19 protein-coding genes are annotated in these 25,780 nt (G+C 51.8%); 15 read left to right on the top strand and 4 right to left on the bottom strand.

Annotated features, from left to right (window positions below):
• Nucleotides 1–75: 75 nt before the first annotated feature.
• Nucleotides 76–1,734 carry a glucan biosynthesis protein D gene (locus J1781_RS13325; protein ID WP_129990851.1) on the top strand — a complete coding sequence of 553 codons (1,659 nt, stop codon included), beginning with the start codon at nucleotides 76–78 and terminating at the stop codon, nucleotides 1,732–1,734.
• A gap of 158 nt (nucleotides 1,735–1,892) precedes the next feature.
• Here the strand turns inward: J1781_RS13325 and J1781_RS13320 are convergent, their stop codons facing one another.
• On the bottom strand, nucleotides 1,893–2,075 hold the full coding sequence (locus J1781_RS13320) for a hypothetical protein (RefSeq protein ID WP_129951045.1): 183 nt from the start codon (nucleotides 2,073–2,075) through the stop codon (nucleotides 1,893–1,895).
• 390 nt (nucleotides 2,076–2,465) lie between these two features.
• Between J1781_RS13320 and J1781_RS13315 the strand changes: the two genes are divergently transcribed.
• The 8 genes from J1781_RS13315 to J1781_RS13280 all read left to right on the top strand — a co-directional run bounded on the left by J1781_RS13315 (nucleotide 2,466) and on the right by J1781_RS13280 (nucleotide 12,267).
• Entirely contained in the window at nucleotides 2,466–3,563 is a 1,098-nt protein-coding gene (locus J1781_RS13315; RefSeq protein WP_129951046.1) for a glycerol dehydrogenase, read from the top strand.
• A gap of 244 nt (nucleotides 3,564–3,807) precedes the next feature.
• Entirely contained in the window at nucleotides 3,808–6,315 is a 2,508-nt protein-coding gene (locus J1781_RS13310; protein ID WP_217233727.1) for a type VI secretion system Vgr family protein, read from the top strand.
• Nucleotides 6,308–8,443 (top strand): Tle3 family T6SS lipase effector, encoded by a 2,136-nt coding sequence (locus tag J1781_RS13305; RefSeq protein ID WP_217233726.1) that lies wholly within the window; start codon nucleotides 6,308–6,310, stop codon nucleotides 8,441–8,443. Before J1781_RS13310 ends, J1781_RS13305 begins: the two co-directional genes overlap by 8 nt.
• An 18-nt stretch (nucleotides 8,444–8,461) precedes the next feature.
• A complete protein-coding gene (locus J1781_RS13300; protein WP_217159055.1) occupies nucleotides 8,462–9,157 on the top strand; it encodes a T6SS immunity protein Tli3 family protein in 696 nt (231 codons plus the stop codon).
• A 13-nt stretch (nucleotides 9,158–9,170) separates the two neighbouring features.
• A complete protein-coding gene (locus J1781_RS13295; protein WP_217233725.1) occupies nucleotides 9,171–9,878 on the top strand; it encodes a T6SS immunity protein Tli3 family protein in 708 nt (235 codons plus the stop codon).
• Nucleotides 9,879–9,891: 13 nt separating this feature from the next.
• Nucleotides 9,892–10,635: a T6SS immunity protein Tli3 family protein gene (locus J1781_RS13290; protein ID WP_217218606.1), complete on the top strand. Its 744-nt coding sequence runs from the start codon at nucleotides 9,892–9,894 to the stop codon at nucleotides 10,633–10,635.
• A 1-nt stretch (nucleotide 10,636) separates the two neighbouring features.
• Nucleotides 10,637–10,897, top strand: a complete 261-nt coding sequence (locus tag J1781_RS13285) for a PAAR domain-containing protein (protein ID WP_129951051.1) — start codon at nucleotides 10,637–10,639, stop codon at nucleotides 10,895–10,897.
• The gene (locus J1781_RS13280) at nucleotides 10,894–12,267 is read left to right on the top strand and encodes a KPHS_23130 family T6SS system protein (protein WP_217233724.1); all 1,374 of its coding nucleotides are present in this window, start codon (nucleotides 10,894–10,896) and stop codon (nucleotides 12,265–12,267) included. The genes J1781_RS13285 and J1781_RS13280 overlap by 4 nt, the downstream gene beginning before the upstream one ends.
• A 50-nt stretch (nucleotides 12,268–12,317) precedes the next feature.
• Here J1781_RS13280 and J1781_RS13275 read toward each other — a convergent pair whose 3' ends face one another.
• Entirely contained in the window at nucleotides 12,318–13,604 is a 1,287-nt protein-coding gene (locus tag J1781_RS13275) for a DUF445 domain-containing protein (protein ID WP_217220780.1), read from the bottom strand.
• A gap of 239 nt (nucleotides 13,605–13,843) precedes the next feature.
• On the opposite strand from J1781_RS13275, the gene J1781_RS13270 reads away from it, so the two are divergent.
• The gene (locus tag J1781_RS13270; RefSeq protein ID WP_129951054.1) at nucleotides 13,844–15,181 is read left to right on the top strand and encodes an MFS transporter; all 1,338 of its coding nucleotides are present in this window, start codon (nucleotides 13,844–13,846) and stop codon (nucleotides 15,179–15,181) included.
• Here J1781_RS13270 and J1781_RS13265 read toward each other — a convergent pair.
• On the bottom strand, nucleotides 15,150–15,845 hold the full coding sequence (locus J1781_RS13265; protein ID WP_129951055.1) for an IclR family transcriptional regulator domain-containing protein: 696 nt from the start codon (nucleotides 15,843–15,845) through the stop codon (nucleotides 15,150–15,152). The genes J1781_RS13270 and J1781_RS13265 overlap by 32 nt on opposite strands.
• 63 nt (nucleotides 15,846–15,908) lie before the next feature.
• On the opposite strand from J1781_RS13265, the gene J1781_RS13260 reads away from it, so the two are divergent.
• On the top strand, nucleotides 15,909–18,167 hold the full coding sequence (locus J1781_RS13260) for an FAD-dependent oxidoreductase (protein WP_217233723.1): 2,259 nt from the start codon (nucleotides 15,909–15,911) through the stop codon (nucleotides 18,165–18,167).
• Here J1781_RS13260 and J1781_RS13255 read toward each other — a convergent pair.
• Nucleotides 18,159–19,094 (bottom strand): LysR family transcriptional regulator, encoded by a 936-nt coding sequence (locus J1781_RS13255; protein WP_129951057.1) that lies wholly within the window; start codon nucleotides 19,092–19,094, stop codon nucleotides 18,159–18,161. The two genes, J1781_RS13260 and J1781_RS13255, sit on opposite strands and share 9 nt — an antisense overlap.
• Before the next feature lie 171 nt (nucleotides 19,095–19,265).
• On the opposite strand from J1781_RS13255, the gene J1781_RS13250 reads away from it, so the two are divergent.
• The 4 genes from J1781_RS13250 (at nucleotide 19,266) to J1781_RS13235 (ending at nucleotide 25,775) form a co-directional block, all read left to right on the top strand.
• Nucleotides 19,266–20,654: an MFS transporter gene (locus J1781_RS13250; protein ID WP_217233722.1), complete on the top strand. Its 1,389-nt coding sequence runs from the start codon at nucleotides 19,266–19,268 to the stop codon at nucleotides 20,652–20,654.
• A gap of 79 nt (nucleotides 20,655–20,733) precedes the next feature.
• Nucleotides 20,734–22,395 (top strand): multidrug ABC transporter permease/ATP-binding protein, encoded by a 1,662-nt coding sequence (locus J1781_RS13245; RefSeq protein ID WP_217233721.1) that lies wholly within the window; start codon nucleotides 20,734–20,736, stop codon nucleotides 22,393–22,395.
• A gap of 25 nt (nucleotides 22,396–22,420) precedes the next feature.
• Nucleotides 22,421–23,239, top strand: coding sequence for a hypothetical protein (locus J1781_RS13240; RefSeq protein WP_217233720.1), 819 nt, complete (start codon nucleotides 22,421–22,423; stop codon nucleotides 23,237–23,239).
• A gap of 109 nt (nucleotides 23,240–23,348) precedes the next feature.
• Nucleotides 23,349–25,775 (top strand): DUF3772 domain-containing protein, encoded by a 2,427-nt coding sequence (locus tag J1781_RS13235; RefSeq protein ID WP_129951061.1) that lies wholly within the window; start codon nucleotides 23,349–23,351, stop codon nucleotides 25,773–25,775.
• Nucleotides 25,776–25,780: the final 5 nt, after the last annotated feature.

The following is a 25,780-nucleotide window of genomic DNA, read 5'->3' as shown; positions in this document are numbered from 1 at the left end:
AATTCTGAATACGCGGGGACGGCGTCACAGCACGATGTCTCCAGATTTTTGCCCAGTACAGGAAACGATTCTGGCATGGAACGAAGAGCATTTATTAAAGCATCTATGGCACTCGCCGCCTGGTGTGGTGTGCCGGCTATGTCCACACTGTTTACCCGTTCCGCTGAGGCGGCAGAGGCGAATGTAGCGGACGGCGGCGAACTGCCATTTGATTTCAATGCGCTGAAAAAGATGGCGAAAGATTTAGCGGATAAGCCTTATGGTGGCGCGCCGCAGCCGTTACCGAAAACGCTGGCTGAACTCACGCCGCAGGCCTACAACGCGATTCAGTATGATCATGCACATTCCCTGTGGAATGGTCTGCCTGACCGCCAGCTTGATGTGGAACTGTTCCACGTTGGTATGGGTTTCAAACGCCGCGTGCGCATGTATTCCGTGGATCCGGTGAAACATCTGGCGCGCGAAATCCATTTCCGCCCTGAATTGTTTAACTATCACGATGCCGGTGTTGATACCAAACAACTGGAAGGTTTCTCCAACCTTGGTTTCGCCGGTTTTAAAGTCAATAAAGCCCCTGAGCTGACGCGCCGCGACGTGGTGTCTTTCCTCGGTGCCAGCTATTTCCGCGCGGTCGATGATACTTATCAGTATGGCCTGTCAGCGCGCGGCGTGGCGGTTGATACCTTTACCGATCAGCCGGAAGAATTCCCTGATTTCACCGCGTTCTGGTTTGATACACCCAAACCTGGTGACACAACGTTTACGGTTTACGCTTTGCTGGACGGCATGAGCATCACCGGCGCGTATAAATTCGTGATCCACTGCGAACCGACCCGCGTGGTGATGGAAATTGAAAACCATCTGCATGCCCGCGAAGACATCAAACAATTGGGCATTTCCCCAATGACCAGTATGTTCAGTTGCGGCACCAGTGAACGGGGCCGTTGCGACACAATCCATCCGCAAATCCACGACTCAGACCGTCTGGAGATGTGGACCGGCAGCGGCGAATGGATTTGTCGCCCGCTGAACAATCCGCAGCGATTGCAGTTCAACGCTTTCAGCGACAACAGCCCGAAAGGTTTTGGTCTGTTGCAGCTCGACCATGACTTTGACAATTATCAGGATGTGATCGGCTGGTACAACAAGCGTCCGAGCCTGTGGGTGGAACCGGTCGGAGACTGGGGGAAGGGGGCCGTTAATCTGATGGAAATCCCGACCACGGGTGAAACGCTGGATAACGTTGTGTGCTTCTGGCAGCCGGAAAAACCGGTGAAATCCGGCGCGGAATTCAGTTTCAGCTACAAACTGTACTGGAGTTCTGAACCTCCTCACCGCAGCCCGATGGCGAATGTGCTGGCGACCCGTACCGGTATGGGCGGTTTCCCGGAAGGCTGGGCACCGGGTGAGAATTATCCGCAAGTCTGGGCGCGCCGTTTTGCTATCGATTTTATTGGCGGTGAGCTGAAAGCCTTTGCTGATAAAGGCATTGAACCGGTGATCAATGTCTCGGCAGGTAAAATTAAAAACATCGAAATTTTGTATGTGCAGCCGTTCGACGGTTACCGCATCTTATTTGACTGGTATCCTGACAGCGATTCAGTCGCACCGGTCGAGCTGCGTATGTTCCTGCGCAACGGCCAGACTGCGCTGTCTGAAACCTGGCTGTATCAGTATTTCCCGCCAGCGCCGGACAAACGCAAATATATCGATGACCGGCAGATGACCCAATAATCCCGTCATCCCTCAATACAAAAAGCCCCGAATATTCGGGGCTTTTGCTTTTTTACATTATTTTTTGCAGATGAACCGGACACAGGAACATGCAAGATACTTCAAAGGTAACGCAAGGGTAACGCACGGCACTCAGCTGATGAAGGCCAAGATGGCAATCAAAACGCCTTCACCAGCATTCCGTTTTGCGGCTGTTGCTGAGGATGTCTCAGCGCCGCGTCGAAAGATTTTTCAACCTCTTTCAACTGTTGTAAAAATTCGTTCGGCGAAAACTCATGTGGTTTGCTGCTCATATAGGCAAGCGCCAGTTCTTTGGCGTTGTAGCGCTGAAAGTTATACATGCTGTTCCTTATTAATCTCAGAAATATTAACGGAATGGCTAACAGCGAGCTGGCTAATGACCACTGCTTACGACGTGCTGCCAATGCAATGAATTCTACGGGTTTCCTTATTAAGCGAAAGTCGCTTTTATTGATGTATTCAATAGCTAAAAGCTAACAATCTGCCTATACGCTATCGGTAATGAATTATGTGGATTTTAATAATCCTTATGGGGTATCAGAACAGGCGAAAGGAATTTCCCCGATTATTTTAAACATCCGCACCTTTTGGAAAAATTCTTTGCGAGTCATGTTGTTAAAGTGAATCAAATCAGTTGGGCTCGCTGTTGCACTGCGGTACGCTCGGGCAGTTATTCACATCCACATTATCCACGAAAAGAGGTTTTTATCATGAGTAAATTTATCTTTTCTTCGCCAAGAAAATACGTCCAGGGCAGCGGTGTGCTGGATGAGTTAGGAGATTATCTGCCCGCACTGGGAGGGAAATCATTCCTGATTGCTGATGATGTTGTTTGGGGAATTATCGGCGAGCGCGTTCAGCATTCATTAAAAAAAGCTGACGTGGCATTTCATTATGAGCGCTTTAACGGTGAAGCCTCTGCCAGCGAAATTACCCGTCTGGCCGGCATTGCCCGTCATGCGGGAACCCAGGTCGTGGTGGGCCTCGGTGGCGGTAAAACACTGGATACCGTGAAAGCGATTGCCGATGAACTGAAACAAAACGTCGTGATCGTGCCGACCGTGGCCTCAACCGATGCACCGTGCAGCGCGTTGTCGGTTATCTACACCGATGAAGGTGTTTTCGAATCTTACCGTTTCTACAATAAAAATCCGGATCTGGTGCTGGTAGATACCCATGTGTGTGCTCAGGCACCGGTACGCCTGTTTGCCTCCGGGATCGCTGACGGCCTGGCCACCTTTGTCGAAGCACAGGCGGTATTGCGTTCGCATTCTCAGTCAATGGTCGGGGGTGACCCGACTATCGCCGGGATGGCGATTGCCGAAGCTTGCGAGAAAACGTTGCTGACCTATGGTTACAGTGCCTATACGGCGGTTGAGCAGAAACTGGTGACGCCAGCCGTTGAAGCCGTAGTGGAAGCTAACACGCTGCTTTCCGGTCTGGGTTTTGAAAATGCCGGTCTGGCAGGTGCGCACGCGATCCACAATGGTTTTACGGCGATTTCAGGTGATATTCATCATCTGACCCACGGTGAAAAAGTGGCCTACGGTACACTGACGCAGATGGTGCTGGAACAGCGCCCGGACGAAGAAATCGCGAAATACGTCCGTTTCTACCGTGCCATTAAAATGCCAACCACGCTGAAAGAAATGCATCTGGAAAACGAATCTTTTGCCAGTCTGGTGAAAATCGGTGCGCTGGCAGGCGGCGAGGGCGATACGCTGGGTAACCTTAACCACAATCTTTCCGCCGAAGACGTGGCGAACGCTATTCTGGCGGTGGATGCATTCAGTAAAACGGTGAAGTAATTGCTGTAACGGCTCCCCCGTGTGCAGGGGGAGCATTAACACTTAACCAAACATCGCATGGTATAAATTGCGCTTTTTCAGATGGCCGAAATAATGCATTGTGCGAATAATTTTCTATTGTGTATATTAATTATGTATGTGCTTGTCTGTTTTTTTAATAATAAATGCCATTTCAAAATGAAGTCTTTGTTTATTGCTGAGGAAAAGATAAAAATATATTTCCCGTGATTCAGGATGAAAGGAAATGAACAAACACTTCCAGAATAAAGATTCATTAAACCGGTATTTGTTATGCTTTCTATTTAACGAAAAAATTAATGCAGATGTCTTATCGTTTACCGCGACCGAACACCTGAGCAAACCCTACAAATACATGATTAAATTCACGTGCCAGGATAAGAGTATCCCTATAGAACAGGTTCTTAACACGAACGCCTCTTTCCTTTTTCGTGCCCCCAATATTCATGCATTTCTTGAATCTGACCAGAAGTGGCTGGAAATAAAGCAGGTAAACGGTGTAATTACATCATTCTCACGTATTGATTCTTCACCAGATGAAGCTCTTTATGAATGTGTTTTAGAAAACGAATTAGCGCTTCTTGATAAAACCCGTAAGTCTGCTGTCTACCTCGGCATCAGCGTTCCTGAGCTGGTAAAAAAAGTGATGCTGGAACACAAGCAGATCCAGAGTTACAAAATTGACTTTGAAACACTCCAGTCAACTTACCCGTCACGCGCAATGGTCATTCAGTGGCAGGAAACAGACTTACAATTTATTCTGCGATTGCTCTGCGAAGTTGGGATTTGGTTTCATTTTGAAAATCATCCCAAAATAACCACTGAAACCCTCATTATATTCAGTGACAGTGGTACGGGTTATCAGTTTTCTGACAAGAAAATTCCCTTTGTCAGGAACTCTGGTATGACCAATGAGAAAGAATACATTACCGATCTCAGGGAGTTCTACAACGTCGTTTCTGATGCTGTTAAAACCCGTAATTATAATTACCGTGACCCGTCTTCCCCTCAGGCTGATAAATCTGTCTACGTACACAATGTTTCAGAAAGCGTCCGTGCTGGTCAGGAATATCGTTATGGCGATAATCAGCTTACTTCCGGCGATTACTATGGGACTGAGGGCGAATCGGCGTCATTTTATGCCCGTGTGCGCCACGAATATTTGCTGAATCACCAAAGTATTTTTACCGCAGTGACCAATGATCCTCAAATTTCACCGGGTGTGATGTTCTACCCCACAGGGAATGTCCCCGAGGGTTTTAAGCGCGGTTTTGTCGTCTGTCAGATTGAAATCAGCGGCAGTCGAGCAGTGCATTTTACTTCGACACTCAGCGGCATCCCTTACAGTGAGGTGTATTGTTTTCGCCCTGAACGTCTTCCCCGTCCGGTCATTTCCGGCACAGTACCCGCGAGGGTATCAGCCAGAACACGTAATGCCCTTTATGCAGAGACGGATGTGCAAGGCCGTTACATCGTTAAATTCGATTTTGATGTCGATGAGAAAAAGAAAGGTTACGAAAGTGCTTTTGTCAGGCTTGGCAGACCTTACGCTGGCGATACCTTCGGTTTTCACTTCCCCTTACTGGATAATACCGAGGTCGCGGTTGCCTTTGAGCTGGGCGACCCTGACAGACCGTTTATTTCCCATGTGCTCCATGATGGCGCAAATCCTGATCTGGTCACCATCAAAAACGACACACGCAACATTATCCGCACGGCCTCTTTCAACAAGATAAGACTCGAAGATAAGCGCGGGCAAGAGCATATCAAGCTGTCCACCGAGTACGGCAAAACACAACTCAATACCGGTCATCTGGTCGATGCCGAACGCCAAAAGCGCGGAGAAGGTTTTGAGCTACGCACTGATAAGTGGGGGACGATACGTTCCGCTAAAGGGCTGATGCTCACCACGGAGCCACAGCCAGGCGCAGAGGGAAAACAGCTTGATATGACGGCTGCCATCAGTGCATTGCAAAGCGCCTTAGCACTCGCCCGGACATTACAGCAAACCGCCACCACAGCCGGTGCCGGTGCGGTTGATACAGGCGCACAGCAGCAGTTGAGTAAGGCGCTTAACCAGCTCACGTCATCCTCACTTTTAGCCTATTCAGGCCAGGGACAGGCATTCATCACTCCCTCGGCGCTTCAGCTTTCAGCGGGTGAAGATCTGATTGCCACCGCAGGCAGCAATGCCAGCCTGAACATTGTTAAAAAATTCTCATTAGCCGTCGGCGAAAAGTTGTCTTTATTTGCTCAGAAACTGGGGATCCAGCTGATTGCCGCAGCGGGCAATGTCGAAGCCCAGGCACAGCGTGGCGAAATGCATTTACTGTCACAGCAGGATTTCACGCTGTCATCCACAGACGGCAAGATGACCGCCAGTGCCAAAAAAGGCATCCAGTTTTCCTGTGGCGGCGGTGGTATCCGCATTAACGCCGACGGCTCTGTTGAAATATTCTCTCCGACCGGTATTGAACTGAAAGGACCGAATCTGGCTTTTATGGGGCCGGAACGTGTTACGACCACAGCCCCCGTTTTTGAAAAAGGCACCTTTAAGCGGCGATTCAAACTCCATTCTTCTGATGATCCTGATCAGCCTGTCTCTCATCAAAAATTCCGCTTAACCGGCACAGACGGAACGGTTACCGAGGGGATGACGGATGGTGAAGGACATTCATCCCTGCTTGATGCTGATGATATTCACATGTTCAAAATGGAGATTTTACATGACTGATCAGAAGGGTAGCCCTTATCAACCCCGCGTCATTGCCACCCATGAAATCGGTGTACATCACTCACTGGGTTTAGCGGCACAGACCTGTAACATCGGGATTAAACGGCCTATGCCGTGCATTGTCATTCTGGTACACGGTGTGAATGACGTCGGCGAGGCGTACCAGAATCAGGAAAAAGGCATCATTGCCGGTTTGAATAAGCGTCTTGACCGCGCCGATTTATACGCGCACGAATGGCGGGATTTTATGCTGATGCATAATGAAAGTGCGCAGCAAAAAATCAAAGCTCCCGGCCGCTCACCGGTAATTCCTTTCTACTGGGGCTATAAGCCCGTTACCCATGACGACTACATTCAAGATCAACAAAAGTATCGTGATGAACTGAAGACTTTACACGACGACGCCAGACTCCCCTATGACGCTTACCAGGAAGATGATCCTAAAAAAATGGCGGCTCAGGGGAATGACGGCGGCAATTCTGTCAAATTTCAGAACGACAGTTTTAAAAATGCGCTGGATGCCAATTTTGCAAAAAATGGTGGTACGTTTGCCAACGCGACCACCAGCATACCGGATATGTTAGGGCCGGGTTCAGGGGGCGCGGTACTGGCGCCGGTAGGCTTCGCCACGCTGTATATGAACGGCGGCGATTACACTCACCCGATTTACCCAAACCCGCACCGCATCTATCAGTTTTTTGCCGCACAAAGGCTGGCGGATTTAATTATGCAGATCCGAAGCAACCAGGCCACAAGAAATGATGTGATAAACGTCGTCGCCCACAGCCAGGGAACCATTATTACCATGCTGGCGAACATGCTGGTTAAACAGGCAGGCGGAGAACCGGCAAACTGCGTGATCATGAACCACTCTCCGTATTCTCTGGAAAGCCGGATAAGTGAAAACATTCAGGAAGGAAATCAGCAAACCACCGAGGCCAGACAGAAGACTTTTAGAAACTTCTGCAACCTGATGGCGACGCAATACCAGGGAACACAACACACGGAGGAGGAAATAACGGCCATTGAGACATTGTGTGCGCTGCCGTCGGCCAGGAAAAATCAGTGGCACACTGACCCGCGCTACAGCCGGAATAATAACGGCAGAGTGTTTAATTATTTCTGTGTCGATGATGACATTGTGTCATTACAAAACGTTCAGGGGATCGGCTGGCGGGGAGTGCCACAGGCGATTGCTCAGGATATCCCTAATCTTTATCAGCGCGTCTTTGTCCAGCATGGTGAGGTAGGGAAAGCTCCGGACGGACAACCTTTTGTTTATCCCATCAAGAAATCCGGCGATTTCAGCACCGCATCAGGCATCAATGCCGCTTATTATTTCCGCGACGTGATACCCAATGCTGAGGAGTTGCCGGAACCCTTTAAATTTGTATTGCAGGGACAGAACACAAATTACGAACACGCCGTTGATCCGGACAGCCCCGATCAGACGATTTCCTATTCTGCCAAAGCGGGCGCGATAAGCCGGACAGGCAAGGCCATCTATCAGCTGGATAAATATGATTACCGCGACCTTATGCCGGGTTCGGTGCTCAGTGAACAACAACTGATTATCGAAAGTATCTACCGTGAAAAGAAAATCATCAAAGGGGTGATCACAGGAACGCCTGAATATCGCGGTATTCAGTTTACCTGGCTGAAATCACGCGAGGAACTGGAAAAGGAATGGCTGAAAACGGATCCGGTGGGTTACAGCCAGCATTCCTCCATCGTGATGAGTGAATTTGCGCCCTCACATGCCATGGCATTTGATCTGGCCATTGGTCAGTGCAAGTCATTCGATTATCAGGAAGGCAAATTCTGGGAAAGTTTGCTCCATCGGGCTGACTGGCGGGATCCGTTGAATCCATTCTTTGATGCAAAGGAATACTACAGGAGTGGAAAACTTCCCTATGACAATACGAAGATACATATGAGTAAACCCGAGCAGGTGCTTCCGAAAGGTGATTTTGGTGTGGACAATGGTTATGGTCCTCGTGAAAAACCTTATGTGCGCAGCCGTATTGAAATCGAAATGGAGCTCTTCCTGGCGGGAAGTTCAGGAATGATAGCAATCAAACAATGGGAAATGCCGCAACCATTAAGTGACAGCCAGTTGAAGTCATGAAGTCATAAAGGAGACGTGATGAACGGAATGAAATTATTAACAGGCTTACTACTGATTGCTGCAGCCAACACCGTACAGGCCAAAAAAGTGCCGACGCAGGTGGTTTATCGCTTTGACGATCACAGGTATCTGGAACTTAAAGGCTGGAATTGCGAAGGGGAACTTTGGTACATCGATACTAAAAGGGGGGTTCGTTCAAATCCTGTGGGTCAGTTTTATCGCATATTCACCCGAAAACTTGTACATCCCTCTGAGCGATATATTGCCCTAACAGGATGGAGTGCAGGAGGTTTTAGAGTGTCTAAAGATTATGGGCAAACATGGAGTACAGCTATGTTTTCTCCAGGTCCTAATGAACCTGACGAAATGAATCAACCCCCGTCAGAAGATGTCATTTCTTTCACCGTCGTTAACGATCAGGGTTTTTTACTGACTAAAAAAAGCCTCTATATGTCGTCCAGAGGATTTGACGATCCGCGCATCCTTCCTGGCGGGCCAGGTATCACTTTTACAGCACCAGATGGCACCCTCGATACAATAAAACCAAGGTCCCCGGGATGGTCCTGGGGAATGGTCTATATGACCAAAAGAGGGCTGGCAGATGCAACTAATCAATATAGAACTGAATGGATGAACTTGCCGGATAACGTCCCGGAAGTGAAGAACTATCAGGGATGGGATCATATGCGCTGCGATATGGATGCAGGGAAATAAAAGGGAGCATGCAATGAAAGGGCTAAAAGTTTTAGGCGGATTATTGATGACGCTGGTGGTGGGCGCAGCGCAGGCAAAAGAGCCTCCGGCGCAGGTGGTTTATCGCTTTGACGATCACAGGTATCTGGAACTTAAAGGCTGGAATTGCGAAGGCGAACTTTGGTACATCGATACCAAATTAGGGATACGCTCGGAAGTGGCCAGCCAGTTTTATCGTATTTTTACCCATAAATATGTCCATCCCTCTGAACGTTATATTGCTATCCCCTGGTGGGGAGCAGGGATAAGTGGCTTTACAGTGTCGAAAGACTATGGGCAAACCTGGGAGAGCGGCGGTGGACGGATGTCTCCTGGCCCAAATGAGCCTAATGGGGATAACGCCCCCCCTTATGGCGATGCAATTTCTTTCACCGTCGTTAACGATCAGGGTTTTTTACTGACTAAAAAAAGCCTCTATATGTCGTCCAGAGGATTTGACGATCCGCGCATCCTTCCTGGCGGGCCAGGTATCACTTTTACAGCACCAGATGGCACCCTCGATACAATAAAACCAAGGTCCCCGGGATGGTCCTGGGGAATGGTCTATATGACCAAAAGAGGGCTGGCAGATGCAACTAATCAATATAGAACTGAATGGATGAACTTGCCGGATAACGTCCCGGAAGTGAAGAACTATCAGGGATGGGATCATATGCGCTGCGATATGGATGCAGGGAAATAAAAGGGAGCATGCAATGAAAGGGCTAAAAGTTTTAGGCGGATTATTGATGACGCTGGTGGTGGGCGCAGCGCAGGCAAAAGAGCCTCCGACGCAGGTGGTTTATCGCTTTGACGATCACCGGTATCTGGAATTAAAAGGGTGGGATTGTGTCGGAGCGCTTTGGTATACCGATACTCAAAAAACGATTCATACTGAAGTTGTTAAGCAATTTTACCAGATTTTTACCCAACCATTTATTCATCCATCAGAAAAATACATCGCCATTCCCGGATTGAATGTTTCTGAATTTGTTGTATCGAAAGACTATGGAAAAACCTGGCAAACAGCGGTATTTGCGCCTGAGAATTTAGAGTGGCGCCTTAAGCAATGGTCAAATCAACCCGTGCATCCTGACAGGGAAAATACGATATCTTTTACCGTCGTTAATCAACGGGGTTATTTACTGACCAGACCCTATAACAATCCTCGCGAGAAGCAAAAGAAGTGGATGTTTATGTCGTCACAACCTTTTGATGCACCAGAAATGAATACAGATAAGCCAATCAATATTGACGTAGGTCCTGATTATAAACCCGTCGCGATGCCGGGTGGTTTTCGTGGCTGGTCCTGGGGGACATTATATATTACCGCAGATGAACTGCGGCAAACGTCACTCAGGGGGCAAACCAACTGGCAGGACTTACCCGATAAGGTCCCTGAAGTGAAGAACTACCTGGGATGGGAACACATGCGCTGCGATATGGATGCGGGGAAATAATATGAAAGGCGTTATTCGTTTGAACGATCCTCTGGTCAACGGGGGATATGTTAATCAGGCCTCCGGATCGCAGTTTATGGGCATCGCCGTTGCTCTCAAAGGTGATACGGTCATTTGTCTGGCACACAAAGGGACATTTCCCATTACAGAGTGTTGCGAAACCTGGACGATGAACGGGCGTGGCGTTGTTGTCGATGATTGCAGGGCAGCCTGTGGTTGCGCAATTAAAACCACGCTGCAAATTGCCGGAGCCTGTCAATGAGTCAGTGGAAACTATACCCACCCCTTAAAAAGAGAGAAAAGTTTCGTTTCCCCTGGCTCCCTATCTTACTGATATATATTGTGGTCATTGTTGTAGCGGTATTGATAAGGGCTTTGTCCTGGCCTGACAATAAACCCGTTGAGGACATATTTTTTCTCCAGTCTGTGGTGGTGCCTTTTGTCATTATTACAACATGCTTATGCTATGCGGGTATGTTTCTCTCTGTTGAGGGATACTATTATGATGTTAAAAGGCAGTGCGTGGAGTGGGATTTATATTATCTGAAAAAGTTTTCTCAGAGACGCCTGGTGATTGTTGGATACACTTCCGTCGCTCCTGTAGATAACCTTGCGGTGCAATTGCTTAAATTAGAGGGGCAATTCCCCCTTGCGCCGAAAACCCCGCTAAGGATAAAAATGGCGGAAAGATTTGAGGTGACGAAATCACAGTATATTTTTAATCAGCTTATTGAGACTCTGGCGGATAAAATAATTAAATATCCTGAGGTAGAGGTATTCTATTGGTTGCGTGAAGGTGATAATACAACAACCGAAGAATTACGCAGAGTATTAGATGAACATGGTCTCAAATTTAAAAATGAAATAACGCAGCTCTGTGAATGTCCGGATTACAGCGTGCTGGCAGCAATGATCGAAGAGTCAGGTAATCAATGGCAATATAGCCGTTTAATTATTATTGCCGATCTCTACAATGATGAAACGGTGAACAGCATGGAAAGTGCCACAGCCTTATTTATTTGCAAAGAATATCCGGTGAATGAAAAGCCCAAACCTGTTTATCTTTACCAGCCTTTAACCGGCGACGCTGATCTTGCTGATTCGGTACCTGTGTATCTGGCAGGTGAACAAACAACTGCCCCCAAAATACTTTGGCATACCGGATTAGCACAGACAGAAAAATATCCACTTCTGAATGCATTGAACGAATGCAAAGTGGCAGCGGAAAGAATCGATCTTGAACTGGCTTTTGGTGAATATACCGCAGGTTACAGGTGGCTTGCACTGGCAGTGGCTTCTGATGCTGCGAGGTATGGGCAAGGAGCACAACTTATTGCTGCATCAGAAAAGGGTAAAGCTGCTTTAACGGTATTATCGGCGACACAGCCTTCAGCGTTAAAACTCCCCGAAGGGGATTATGTTGCTATGCCGCTTTTGTGGTCTTTTCCGGCCCTTGTGATGTCAATAGTCGCTTTTGTTTTTAGCTGGGGGGTTTATTTCGGCGTGCCAGAGGGATGGTCAGTCATCATATTTATCGCGATAATGTTTTTAATTACCCCGGTATTGGGCGTTTTACTTACCCGATTTGCAGTGAGATCTGCTGAAAATGATGTGCAATATCCGCAAGAATAATATAAACGGGTCTGAAAAAAGGACCCGTTTGCTCTCCGGAGGGTAAATTTTTAAATCCGCGCCATCACCCAGGGAATAGCCACCGGCAGTTGTGACAACAGATACAGCATCAGCCCGATAAATGCGCCGACCAGCGTGCCGTTGATGCGAATAAACTGTAAATCCTTGCCGATGTTTAACTCAATCTGGCGCGACATATCACGCGCATCCCAGCCTTTAACCGTGTCACTGATATGGCGTGTCAGGAATTGCGCGAACTCCGGCGCGACTTTCTCTGCAATACTTTCCATCTGCTGATTCAGCGAGAGGCGCAGCTTTTCATCCTGCGCCAGCGCATTGCCCAGCCATTGCCCGGATTCGGTGACTTTAGCGAATACCCGCGAATCCTCGCTTTCCAGATCTTCTTTCAGCCAGTTGCGCATATCGCCCCATAACTGCAATACGTAGATATTCAGTTTCTCGTCATCTTTCAGATATTGCTTGATCTCTTCCGCTTTCTGCGCAGTGGCCGGGTCATTTTGCAACTTCCAGATAAAGCGCTGAACGGACTGATCAAAGCCTTTGCGGAAGGCATGGGTTTTGTCGTTGCCCATATCATCGAGCACCGAATTTACCGCATTGGACACCATATCCGCGCCGTTGCGCCCCAGCCAGCCGGTGGGCAGCAATTTGGCGGTCAGCGGATGTTCGCGTTTCATCCAGCCAACAATCTGCGCGGAAATAAACTGTCGCGTACTGTCTTTGTCCAGCAAAATTTCCAGCTGATCCATCGCCTGATCCAGCAGTTCCTGATGGCGGCCGTTTTTGGTCAGACTGTCCAGCAAGGTGGCAACCGAGGCTGACAAGTCAATTTTGTCGATCACACGGTACAGCGCACGGCGGATAAGTTGTGCGATGCGCTGATCGTCCGTGACATCGAGAAATCCGCGGATCATCTTCACGGCATATTTCGCAAACCGCTGCGCGTTGTCCGGCGCGTTCAGCCAGTCGGTCAGCATGCGTGCCGGGTCATGCTGGCGAATGAGCGTAATAAGCGTGGCGGGCGCAAGGAATTTCTCCTGCACGAACACTGCCAGATTATCGGCAATTTTGTCTTTGTTTTTAGGGATGATCGCCGTATGCGAGGCGACGAAGGGCACCGGTACGCGACGAAACAGCGCCACGACGGCAAACCAGTCGGCCATGGCACCGACCATCGCAGCCTCAGAAATGGCTTTCAGCCCGGACACCCAAAAGTTGGGCGGCAGGAAAAGGGTGATGATAAACAGGGCAGCGGCCACCAGCAGCAGCCCCAGCGCGTTACGTTTACTTCGGTGAAGTTCTTGTTCTTTATCCATTACCTCAGTTTAGGAAGCGTGCGTCGGACTGTCAGCTTTTTTCTTGCGCCGGTGAGTAACGGAAACGGCGTTCTAAAATTTCGTAAAGGGTCAGCCCGTTCTCCAATGCAGATCACAAAATGAACGATAACACTTTGCGGAGGCCTTAATGTTTCTATAAAAGAAACACTGAAAGATAAGTGAACGTCATCCTGCCGCAGCCTGGCGGGTCGTGAGAATAAATATGAGAGAACATTCTTATGTCAGAACAACCACTTACCCGCGTTAAGGCAAAAAGCACCGGGCGCGTACGCTTTATGGTGCTCGGTCTGGTGTTTATCAACATCATTATCAATTACATGGACAGAACCAATCTGTCGGTGGCGGCCACGCAAATGGCCGGTGAATTACAATTTACACCATTGCAGATGGGGCTGATATTTTCAGCATTTGGCTGGATTTATGCCGCATTGCAAATCCCCGGCGGCTTTATCATTGACCGCTTCGGCGCCCGCGTAGTGTATGGCGTGGGATTGTTTCTCTGGTCACTGATCACCGCGCTGCATGCCGTGGCCAGCAGTTTTGGCGCACTGATTGGTCTGCGTCTCGGCGTCGGGGCATTTGAGGCACCGGTGATGCCTTCCAATAACCGGGTGATTTCCAGCTGGTTTCCTGAAGAAGAAAGGGCCAGCGCCATCGGCATCTATTCTTCCGCGCAATTTGTCGGACTGGCCTGCATGACGCCGGTGTTATTTCATGTGCAGGATCTTTACGGCTGGCGAGGGTTGTTTCTGATCACCGGTGTGGCGGGCATGGTCTGGGCGCTGGTGTGGTATTGCCTTTACCGCGAACCGCTGGAGCATAAAGGCGTTTCTCAGGCAGAGCTTGACCATATTCGTGACGGCGGCGCGATCCTTGAAAGCCGGCAGGAAGCGGCGAAGCGCAAATTTGTCTGGAGTGACCTCGCGCTGATGTTCCGCAGCCGCAAGCTGGCCGGCATTTATTTCGGTCAGTTCACCATTTCAGCCACCTTCTGGTTTTTCCTCACCTGGTTCCCCACCTATCTGGTGCAGTACCGGCATATGGATTTCATCAAATCAGGCTATATCGCCTCGGTACCTTATCTGGCCGCTTTTGTGGGCGTGTTGCTGGCGGGATTTGTCTCTGACCGGTTAATCAAACGTGGCGTCAGCGCCAGTTTTGCCCGTAAAGCACCGGTGATTTTGGGTATGGCGCTGACCCTGTTCATTCTGGGTGCGAATTACACCAATGATCCGACGCTTATTATCGTCTTTATGTCGGTGGCGTTTTTTGGCAACGGCCTGGCGACCATCACCTGGGTATTCGTCACGGCACTCGCGCCGCGTCACCTGATCGGGCTGGCGGGTGGGGTGTTTAATTTTACCGGCGCGTTGTCATCGATTGTGGTGCCGATTGCCATCGGTGCGTTGATAAGCGGAGACAACTTCGCCCCGGCGCTGGCGTTTATTGCTGTACTGGCGGGGCTTGGGATCTGTTCTTACCTGTTTGTGGTGGGGCGGATCAGTCTTGACCCCCCGGAACACCCTACACAGGATGAGGAACGAGCTGCGCGGTGAGCTGGCGTAAGCCGGTCAGGCGCGTTGCGATGTCAGCTTCACCGGTATTCCACATGCCGGCGAAGGCCAGCGCGGCGTTATGTGCACCCAGCGGTTGTGCCATCGACACCTCGCCGTCGTCATGCTGCCAGACGACATAACCCTGCTCACGCTGCTGCGCCAGATAAGGTGCCATCGTCTGCCACTGTTCCTGTGTGAACCGTGCCTGCAATGCGTCATCACTTTCAGCCGCAAGCAGCGACATGCCAATCACAGATTGCCATGCGGGCAGCATATGAAAACCGGCCAGTGCCTGACTGACCTGAAGACCCGGTTCAGAGTGATAAATATAAGTGACCTGATCCTCCCACAGCACGCCCATTGCCACCACGATGTCTTTAGGGGCGTGGCGCTCAAGCAGCGGCAGAGCCTGCGAAAACAGTGCGGAGCCGCGGATAGATTGCGCGGCAAGGGCGTGGATGCCCGGACCGGGAAGATAGCGCCGCTGATCATCCTGCTGGGTCAGCCCCATGGCCGCCATGGTCATCAGCAGCCGGTTAACCCGGGTCGCGTTGATATCCATCAGGCGTGCCAGTTCGCGACAGCCAATGGCACGGTCACTGGAAACCAGATATTGCAGACAGCGTATGCCGTCGATAAGGCTTTGATTCGGTTGTGATGACATGGCGCGCTTCAAATGAAAATACGTAAAACGATTTTATCGTCAGTTTTAGAGGAAACAAACTTTATGCAAATTTTTCCGCAAACCGGTGCCCGTGAATTTCCGCAACAACAGATGCACACTGATTTTCTGGTCGCCGGTGGCGGTCTGGCCGGGCTGTGTGCTGCACTGGCCGCTGCACGTGACGGGCTGAAAGTCGTGCTGGTTCAGGACCGGCCGGTGCTGGGCGGCAATGCCTCGAGCGAAGTCCGCTTATGGGCGAACGGCGCCACCTCGCATATGGGCAACAACAACCGCTGGGCACGCGAGGGCGGTATCATGGGCGAAATCATGGAGGAAAACCTTTACCGCAACAAAGAAGGCAATCCGGTGATGTTTGATCTGGTGTTACTGGATATGGCCAGAAGCGAGCCGAACCTGACATTGTTGCTCAATACCGCCCTGTTTGAGGTGGAAACCGAAGGGAGAAAAATCATACGGGTGAAAGGTTTTAACGCCATCAACGAAACCTTCTACAACATCAGCGCCACACAGTTTTGCGATGCGACCGGTGACGGCGTGCTCGGGCATCTGGCCGGAGCGGAATACCGTGTTGGTGCGGAAGATCCTGGCGAATTCGGTGAAAAAATGGCACCGGGTGATAACTTCGGTCATAAGCTCGGGCACTCGATCTATTTCTACACCAAAAAAGGCGGGGCGCCGGTGGATTTCGTTCCGCCGTCTTTTGCCCTGCAAAATATTGAAGAGATCCCGCGCTATACCCGTCTGACCTCCACGCTCAACGGTTGTGATTTGTGGTGGCTGGAATGGGGCGGGCGGCTGGATACCGTCCACGACAGCGAAGAAATCAAATGGGAGCTGTGGAAAATAGTTTGGGGCGTGTGGGATCACATTAAAAACTCCGGCCAGTTTCCGGAAGCCGCCTGCATGACCATCGAATGGGTCGGCGCCATTCCCGGCAAACGCGAAAGCCGCCGGTTTGTCGGCGACCATATCCTTTGCCAGCAGGACATTATTGAACAGCGCGACCATTATGACGCGGTGGCTTACGGTGGCTGGTCGATCGATTTGCATCCCGCTGATGGTGTTTACAGCAAACATGACGGCTGTCGCCAGTTCCACAGCAAAGGCACTTACACCATCCCTTACCGCAGCCTGTACAGCCGCTCGCTGGAAAACCTGTTTCTCACCGGACGGCTGATCTCGGCTTCCCATGTGGCGTTTGGCAGTGCGCGGGTGATGTGTACCTGCGGTTTACTGGGCGAAGTGGCCGGTCGCGCCGCTGCACTGTGCCATCGCGGGCAGCTGAATGCGCCGCAACTGGCGGAGAAAAACCGCATCGGCGCGCTGCAACAGCATCTGCAACAGACCGGTTGTTATATTCCGCGCCAGTGGCTGGAAGACCCGGCACAGGGCGCACAGGTCTCGGTCAGCAGCGAACTGTTACTGCGTGAACTTGCCGCCAGCGGGGAATGGACGTCCCTTGACGCGCGGATGGCACTGCTTCTGCCGCTGAAAGCCGGGGAAACGCTGCCGGTAATGCATTTTACGTTGCGTTCCACGTCGCCGCAGCCGCTGAAAGTCAGCCTGCTGGGATCAGCGCGTGTGGGGAATTTCACGGCGGATACCCCGCTGGATGCGTGCGAAATTCAGGTCAGCGGTCAGGGGGAATATACGGTGAAATTTACTCATCAGAGCCCGCGCGACGAATACCTGTTTATCGCTTTTGAAAGCAATAAACAGGTGGATATCGCCCTGAGCGGGAAACTTCTGCCCGGCATCATGACCGTTTTCAACAGCCTGAATGCACGCGTGGCAAAACACACGCGGCAGATTGCAGACGGCGATTATGGTGTGGATGAGTTTGATTTCTGGCTGCCGCGCCGCCACCCGAATCAGATCCTCCCGGCACTGCGCTGCCAGCCTGCGCTGCGTTGTTACGCTGCCGGTAATCTGCTAAATGGCCGTCTGCGTCCGGAGCAGCAAACAAACGCCTGGGTGCCTGACCTGAATGATCCTGCGCCTTCCGTATGCTGGCACTGGGAAACGCCGCAGAAGATACAGGCGCTGACGCTGATATTTGATAACGATTTTGATAATGCGATGGAAAGCGTGCAGATGGGGCATGCGCTGGCGGTGACGCCGCATTGCGTGACGCATTACCGCCTGTGGGCAGACGATGAGTTGCTGGCGGAAGTGACGGGTAACCGGCACTCAGTCTGTGAGCATAATATCCCGTCCGGCCGGTCTGTCCGCCGGATCCGTCTTGACATCGTCAGCACCGCAGGCGGTGTGCCGGCGCTGTATTCGCTTAATTTACGCTGATTTTTGAGCACGGGGCTTACGCCGCGGCGCAGGTATATTCTGCGCCGCGCTATGTGCTGTCACCATTTGTCTGAACGCCAGCAGCGCGGGGGTTTCACCATCCTGACGCCACGCCATATGGATTTCAGCGAAGGCGTCCGGGTGGCTGAGCGGGCGGAATTCGATGCCGGGAAAGGCCAGCTGGCGGGCACTTTCCGGCACAATCGCCAGCCCGACACCGGCGCGCACCAGCCCGAGAATGGTATGGGTCTGGCTGCAATGTTGAACGTAATGTGGCACGACATTAGCCTGCGCAAACAGCCCGGCGATACAGTCGTAAAAATATTTACCTTCGCTGGCGGAGTACATAATGAATGGCTGTCCGGCGAAGTCACGCAGACGGATGCGCGGTTTTGCGGTCAGTGCGGATGAGGCAGGCAGCGCAACGCATAACGGCTCGCGCAGCACGCAGTGATAGGCCAGCGGAAATAACGCCACAGGCTGGCGCACAAAGCCGATATCCAGCGTGCGTGCCGCCAGCGCCTGAAGCTGCGCTGACGACACCATTTCCTTCATCACCAGCGTGATTTCAGGTAATTCCTTTGCAGCCAGCGCAATAATCTGCGGGATCTGCCAGTAACCACTGACCGCTGTGAATCCCAACGTCAGCCGGCCAATTTCTCCTTTTTCAACCCGTTTTACCGTCTCCTGTGCCTGCCCGGTAAATTCGAGGATCAGTTTTGCATCGCGCAAAAATGTCTTGCCCGAGGCCGTCAGGCTGACGTGCCGGTTGGTCCGTTCGAGCAAACGCGCACCCAGCGCATGCTCGAGTAACTGGATCTGACGGCTCAGCGGTGGCTGCGTCATGAACAATCTTTTTGCCGCCCGGCCGAAATGTAATTCCTCCGCGACCGCTACAAAACAGCGCAACTGGTTTAATTCAATCATTCAATTTTTGACTTGTTCCATTGTCTTTTTAACTTAGACCGTATCGTTAAATGTTTCTACTCTGTTAATTAATTTGGATTTTTTAGATCTAAATGGCGTGGCCGAAACGCCAAAAACTGTGCATCCGGTCACAAAAAGCAGGGAATGCAATCATAAGTCTGGAGAGAAAACATGACGTCCCCTACAGATGTGTCAGATAACGCAAAGCCGGTCATCCGTGAGTCAGCGGCTGAAGCGGCAAAACCGGGTCATTTCCGTTACGTGGTTCTCGGGATGATTTTTGCCATCACGGTGATTAACTACGCCGACCGTGCCACGCTGTCGATTGCCGGTACCGAAGTCTCGCGGGTGCTGAATCTGGATCCGGTCATGCTCGGCATGGTTTTTTCGGCGTTCGCCTGGGCGTATATGATCGGGCAAATTCCCGGCGGCTGGCTGCTGGATAAATACGGCGCACGGCGGGTGTACGGTTGCAGTCTGGTGTTCTGGTCCGTGTTTACTTTGTTGCAGGGCACGGTGGGCTGGTTCGGGGTCAGCGGGATTTCGGCGGCAATCATGCTGTTTTTCCTGCGCTTCATGCTCGGGCTGGTGGAGTCGCCGGCGTTTCCTGCCAATGCGCGCATCGTCGCCTGCTGGTTCCCGACCAACGAACGCGGCACCGCCACTTCACTGTTTAATTCCGCACAATACATGGCGATCGGCGTGTTTACGCCGATCATGGCGTGGCTGACCCACGCGCTGGGCTGGGAACATGTGTTCCTGTGGATGGGCTGCGTCGGGCTGATTGCCGGGATCCTCTGGTTCGCATTGTACAAAGAGCCACACAGCAGTCCGCACATTAAACCAGCCGAACTCGAACACATCCGTGCCAACGGTGCGCTGGTTGATCTGGAACTGAACCGCCGAGCCTCACGTCAGCGATTCACCTTGCGTGAAGTGATGCAACTCTTCCAGAGCCGGACGCTGTGGGGCATTTATATCGGCCAGTACTGCATCACCTCGATGAGTTACTTCTTTATGACCTGGTTCCCGATTTACCTGATCAAAGGGCGGGGGATGACGGTCATGGAAGCCGGATGGGTGGTGGCGTTACCGGCCATCTGTGGTTTTACAGGCGGTGTACTCGGTGGCGTAATGTCAGATTATATGATCCGCCGCGGTGTCAGCCCGTCGAAAGCGCGTAAAACGCCGTTTGTGCTCGGGATGTTCTTCGCGGCGATGCTGGCCATGGCCAATTTTGTCACCACTGATGCGGCGGTGATTGCGCTGATGACGCTGGCATTTTTCGGCAAAGGCTTATCGGCCATCGGCTGGGCGGTGATGTCGGATACCGCACCGGAGAAAATGATCGGCCTGAGCGGCGGGGTGTTTAACTGTCTGGGCAACGTTGCCGGGATTATTACCCCTGTCGTGATCGGTTATATCGTCGCGGTAACCGACTCCTTTAACCTCGCGCTGTGGTTTGTCGGTGCGCACGGTTTGCTGGGCATGTTTGGCTATCTGGTGGTTGCCGGCAAGTTCGAGCGCATGGTGATCCGTCAGGATACGCGGGTAAAATGAGAATTGTTCTTGATATGGCAATGCGTGTCATTAAACTGCGTGCAGCATTATTTCCCTGCATTCAGAATGAGAAAAATTCATGGAGTTGTTACGTGTTGTCTTTAAGCAATATCGCTGGCCGTTTTTAGGCGTTATGGCGCTGAGCCTACTCAGCGCCGTTCTGGGCATCGGGCTGATCGCGTTTATCAATCTCAAGCTGATTGAAACCACACAAGGCTCACTGAGTGTTCTTCCGCAATTCCTCGGATTACTTCTGCTGCTGATGGCCGTCACGCTGGGCTCACAGCTGGCACTGACTGTACTGGGTCATCATTTCATTTACCGTCTGCGCGGCCAGTTCATTAAACGTATCCTTGATACTGATATCGAACGCATTGAGCAAATCGGCAATGCGCAACTGCTTGCCAGCCTCGGCAGCGACATCCGTAATATCACGCTGGCGTTTGTGCGCTTACCGGAGCTGGTGCAGGGGATTATTCTGACCCTTGGCTGCGCCGGTTATCTGGCGTGGTTGTCGCCGGAAATGCTGCTGGTGACGGTGATCTGGCTGCTGATCACCATTTTCGGGGGTTTCAAACTGGTATCACATGTTTACCGCCATCTGGCGAAAGTGCGCGATGCTGAAGACAAGCTGCAAAGCGATTATCAGAAAGTGATTGAAGGGCGCAGGGAACTGGCGCTGAACCGCGAGCGCGCCCGTCATTTGTTTGATGATGTGTACCGTAAAGATGCGCAGGAGTACCGGCATCACATTATCCGCGCTGATACCTTCCACCTCAGCGCCGTGAACTGGTCCAATATTATGATGCTTGGCGCGATTGGCCTGGTGTTCTTCATGGCGAACACGCTGGGCTGGTCGGATACCGACGTTGCCGCGACCTATTCCCTGACGCTGTTGTTCCTGCGTACGCCGATGTTACAGGCAGTGGGCGCATTGCCGACGCTGCTCAGCGCGCAGGTGGCTTTCGATAAACTGAAAGCGCTTAAACTGGCAGAGTATAAAGAAGCCTTTACACCTGCCCTGGCCAGCGGAAAATGGCACACCCTTGAACTGCGCGACCTGACGTTCAGTTACGCCGGCAAAGAAGAAGGCGAAGGTTTTGGCGTAGGTCCGCTGAACCTGACACTCACCCGTGGCGAACTGGTGTTCCTGATTGGCGGCAACGGCAGCGGTAAATCGACGATGGCGATGCTGCTGACCGGTTTGTATCAGCCGCGTTCCGGGCAAATCCTGCTTGACGGCGTGCCGGTCACGGCTGAAAACGCCGAACAATACCGGCAGATTTTCTCGGCGGTGTTCACTGATTTCCACCTCTTCGGTCAGTTGCTGGGCCCGCAGGGGCAGAAGCCTGATCCGCTGCTGGTGGAAGACTGGCTGCAACGCCTGAAAATGAAAGAAAAACTTCAGTTCAGCGGCCATGAGGTGACTAACCTGCAACTGTCTGCCGGACAGCGTAAGCGTGTGGCGCTGTTGCTGGCGGCAGCCGAAGGGCGAGATTTCCTGTTGCTCGACGAGTGGGCTGCCGATCAGGATCCGCAGTTCCGCCGTACGTTCTACCGTGAGCTGTTGCCACAATTGCGTGACATGGGTAAAACCGTGCTGGCAATCAGCCATGATGATCACTATTTTGAACACGCCGATCGACTCCTGGAGATGCGACAGGGCAAATTACACGAACTGCACGGACAGGCACGTATTGATGCCAGTCGTGATGCGGTCGCACAGATTGGAAGTCACTAAATTTTTTTACTGAAGGCAATGGAAAATGAACTGGAATGAAGTGATGGTGTGGGGCATCAGTGGCGCGGTGATGGGATCGCTGATTGGCGCATTACACAAAAAAGGCAAAATTGGCCGGGTACCTGCGGTGATCTTATTTCTGGTGCTGATCATCGGTGGCAACCTGTTGTGGGGCGGTGTGATCAAACCGCGTCTGGCAGGCAACAGCGAAGAGCAGAAAATTGATCAGGCGCTGGCTGCATTGCCGTTGTATAACACCATCAGAATGCAGGAACCGGCCCTGTATGCGCAGATCCGCAGTCATATTCTGACGATGAAGAAAGAAGGAAAACCGCAGCAGGAAGCCATTGATACCGTTAAACCGATGGTGTCAGCGCTGCTCTCGCAGCGTATCAGCCATGCACCGGACGCCAATGTGAACCAGGCGATGCAGGTGAATCTGGAAGAAATGCAGACCCTGCAGGCGCGCAAAGACGGCAGCTGTTTTAAATTTCTTTATCCACAAGTCAGCGGCGGTGTGAACACCGCGCAGGTGCTGCCGCCGGAACTGTTCCGCAAAGATCTCGACACCATGAATGATTTACTGCTGGCAACCGGCAGCGGGCAAACTGCTATGCCAGCACCTGTAAGCACGGAGAAAGTGGCGCAGATGATGGCACCGGTGCGTGAGGCGCTGGCCAGTATGTACGGCGAGCAGTTACAGATGTTCAATGATCTGACCCAGCCGGATGTCGATCGCGAAAAAGTGTGTGAAATCTCTGTCAGCCTCTATTCCGGTATTCTGGCGCTCAGGCCTGCAGAGTCTGCGGCTATACTCAGAATGATGTTAGGTAAAAACAACTAAATCCCAGGCTCTTTTCAGAGAGTTAAACGCTATTTTTCCGGCTGAGAAAGCGTATTCTTAGCCGGATTTTTCAAACAATAATTTCCTGAACTCCCGGAATCATCCTTCTATGCAAAAAATGTTAAGAGTGCCGTTATTGCTGGCATTGTTGTCATGTCTGCTGATAACGCCGGTGCTGAGCCAGGCCGACGAAAGTACAGGCCAGCCCGCCACGGCGGAACAACCGGTTAAAGTGAACGCCACGATTGCGCTGCCGGCATTACAAAAGCGTCTGGATCAGCTTAAACAGCAGGTCTCTTCGGCAAAAACCGATAAGAAATTTACCGGACTGACTGATGCAGCGCAGAAACTGGCCGAAGATGCCGACAAGCTGACGGCCGCGCTGACACCGGAACTGGCGCAGGTACAGGCGCAGCTCGACGTGCTGGGTCCGGCACCTGCGCCAGGTACCATCACTGAAACGCCGCAGGTGATCAGCCAGCGTAATAAGCTCAACAACAGCAAAACGCTGCTGACAACGCAAATTGAGCAGACCAAAGCCATCTCCGTTGGCGCGCAAAACCTGTCTTCGCAAATCGCCGGATTACGTCGCGATGCGCTGAAAACGCAGATTGCGCTCAATACCGGTAGCATTCTCGGTGGCAATTTCTGGACACCGCTCATTACGCCAAACGCTGACGATGCGGCGCGTTTTGATGATTTCGGTTCGCAGGTTAAGGATGCCTGGGCGCAGGCGTGGAGTGATGACTGGCGCATCGGCACCGCGATTTACCTGTTACTGGCGCTGGCGATTGGTCTGGCGGGGCGTCGCGTACTCGACAGACCGATAAACTGGATCCTGCCGCGCTGGTTACCGCAAGGGCGTTTTCGTCGCAGTTTCCTGGCTTGTTTCACTACGCTGAGCACCACGCTGACGCTCGGCATCAGTGTTCAGTTGCTCGGGTATATTTTCACACGTCTGCCGGATACCTCACCGTGGGTGACAGAGTTCGCTGAACAACTGGTCGAGCTGACCTATTTCTCCGCCGTGATCGCAGGCCTGGGCATTGCGTTACTTTCCAACAATCATCCGTCATGGCGTTTGCCGGGCATTGCTGATCCGCTGGCCAAAACACTGGCGTCGTTCCCGATCCTGCTGGCGACCTTTATCTTCCTGTTCGGCATTATTGAACAGCTAAACAATCTGGTCGGTGCCAGCGTTTCGGCAACGTTATTTGGCAACGGGCTGGCGGCGTTACTTGTGGCGCTCAACTGCCTGATCGCGCCGGTGCGTATCAACCGTATGCGTCGCAAGATGAAGGCCGAAGGCGAGCAGACCGAAGCACGCTCCACGCTGGCCGGGCTTATCCACCTGGTAATAAGCCTGACGGCATTTGTCATTCTGATGGCGCTGCTGATTGGCTATATTCCGCTGGCCCGTTTTGTGACCTTTGAACTGCTGTGGATAGGTCTGGTGGTCAGTTGTCTGTATCTGCTGATCCATTTTGTGGTTGACCTGTGCGAAAGCCTGTTTTCTCCGACAACACACAGCGGCAAAATCCTGAAAGGCACGCTGAGCGTTAATGACCGTCATCTGTCCCTGGCCGCAACCTTATTCTCGGCAATCGGCAAAACCGCACTGCTGCTGATGGCCGCCGTCGCGCTGCTTAACGGGACTTTCGGGACGACAACCCCGCTGGAACTGCTGGCCAAAATCGTCGATATCTGGGGCGGAAAAGGTCTCGAAAGCATGAACATCATTCCGGCGCATGCGGTCAACGCGGTGCTGTGTCTGGTGATCGGCTGGTATATTTTGCGCTCGGCACGCCGCTGGCTGGATAACGATTTCCTGCCCAAAACCATGATGGATCGTGGTATGCGTGCGTCGCTGGTGACACTGTTCACCAACGTCGGCTACGTGCTGATCATCCTGCTGACGCTGTCGTCGCTGGGCATTGAGTGGAATAAACTGGCGTGGATCGTCAGCGCCTTGTCGGTCGGTATCGGTTTTGGTTTACAGGAGATTGTGAAGAACTTTATCTCCGGTCTGATCCTGCTGACCGAGCGTCCGGTAAAAGTCGGGGATTTGATCAGCATCAGCGGTGTGGAAGGGGATATCCGTCGCATCAATGTGCGTGCTACGGAAATTCAGCTCGGTGATAAATCAACGGTGATTGTGCCGAACTCACAGCTGATTTCACAGAACGTACGCAACGCCACCATGGGTAATGCGCAGGGCGTGGCGACCATCACGCTGACGTTCCCGCTGGATATCGACCCTGAACAGGTACGCACCTTATTACTGGAAGCCTACAATCTGCATGAATCCATTCTGGAAGCGCCTGCGCCATCGGTCAGTTTTAAAGAACTCGGCCCGACCGGGATCGTGCTGAGTGTGACCGGCTACGTGAACAGTCCGCGCATGGTCAGCGCTACGCGCAGTGATTTGCTGTACGAAATCCTCAAAATGCTGCGGGCAGCGGGGATCAGTCTGAGTCAGACGCAGACGATGATCCTTGAGAAAACGAATGATCGGGTCGTTCCGGCAGAAGAATGATATGT

This window comes from Rahnella perminowiae, assembly GCF_019049695.1.
Classification (GTDB): Bacteria; Pseudomonadota; Gammaproteobacteria; order Enterobacterales; family Enterobacteriaceae; genus Rahnella; species Rahnella perminowiae.
This window is presented reverse-complemented; position numbering and strand designations above follow the sequence as displayed.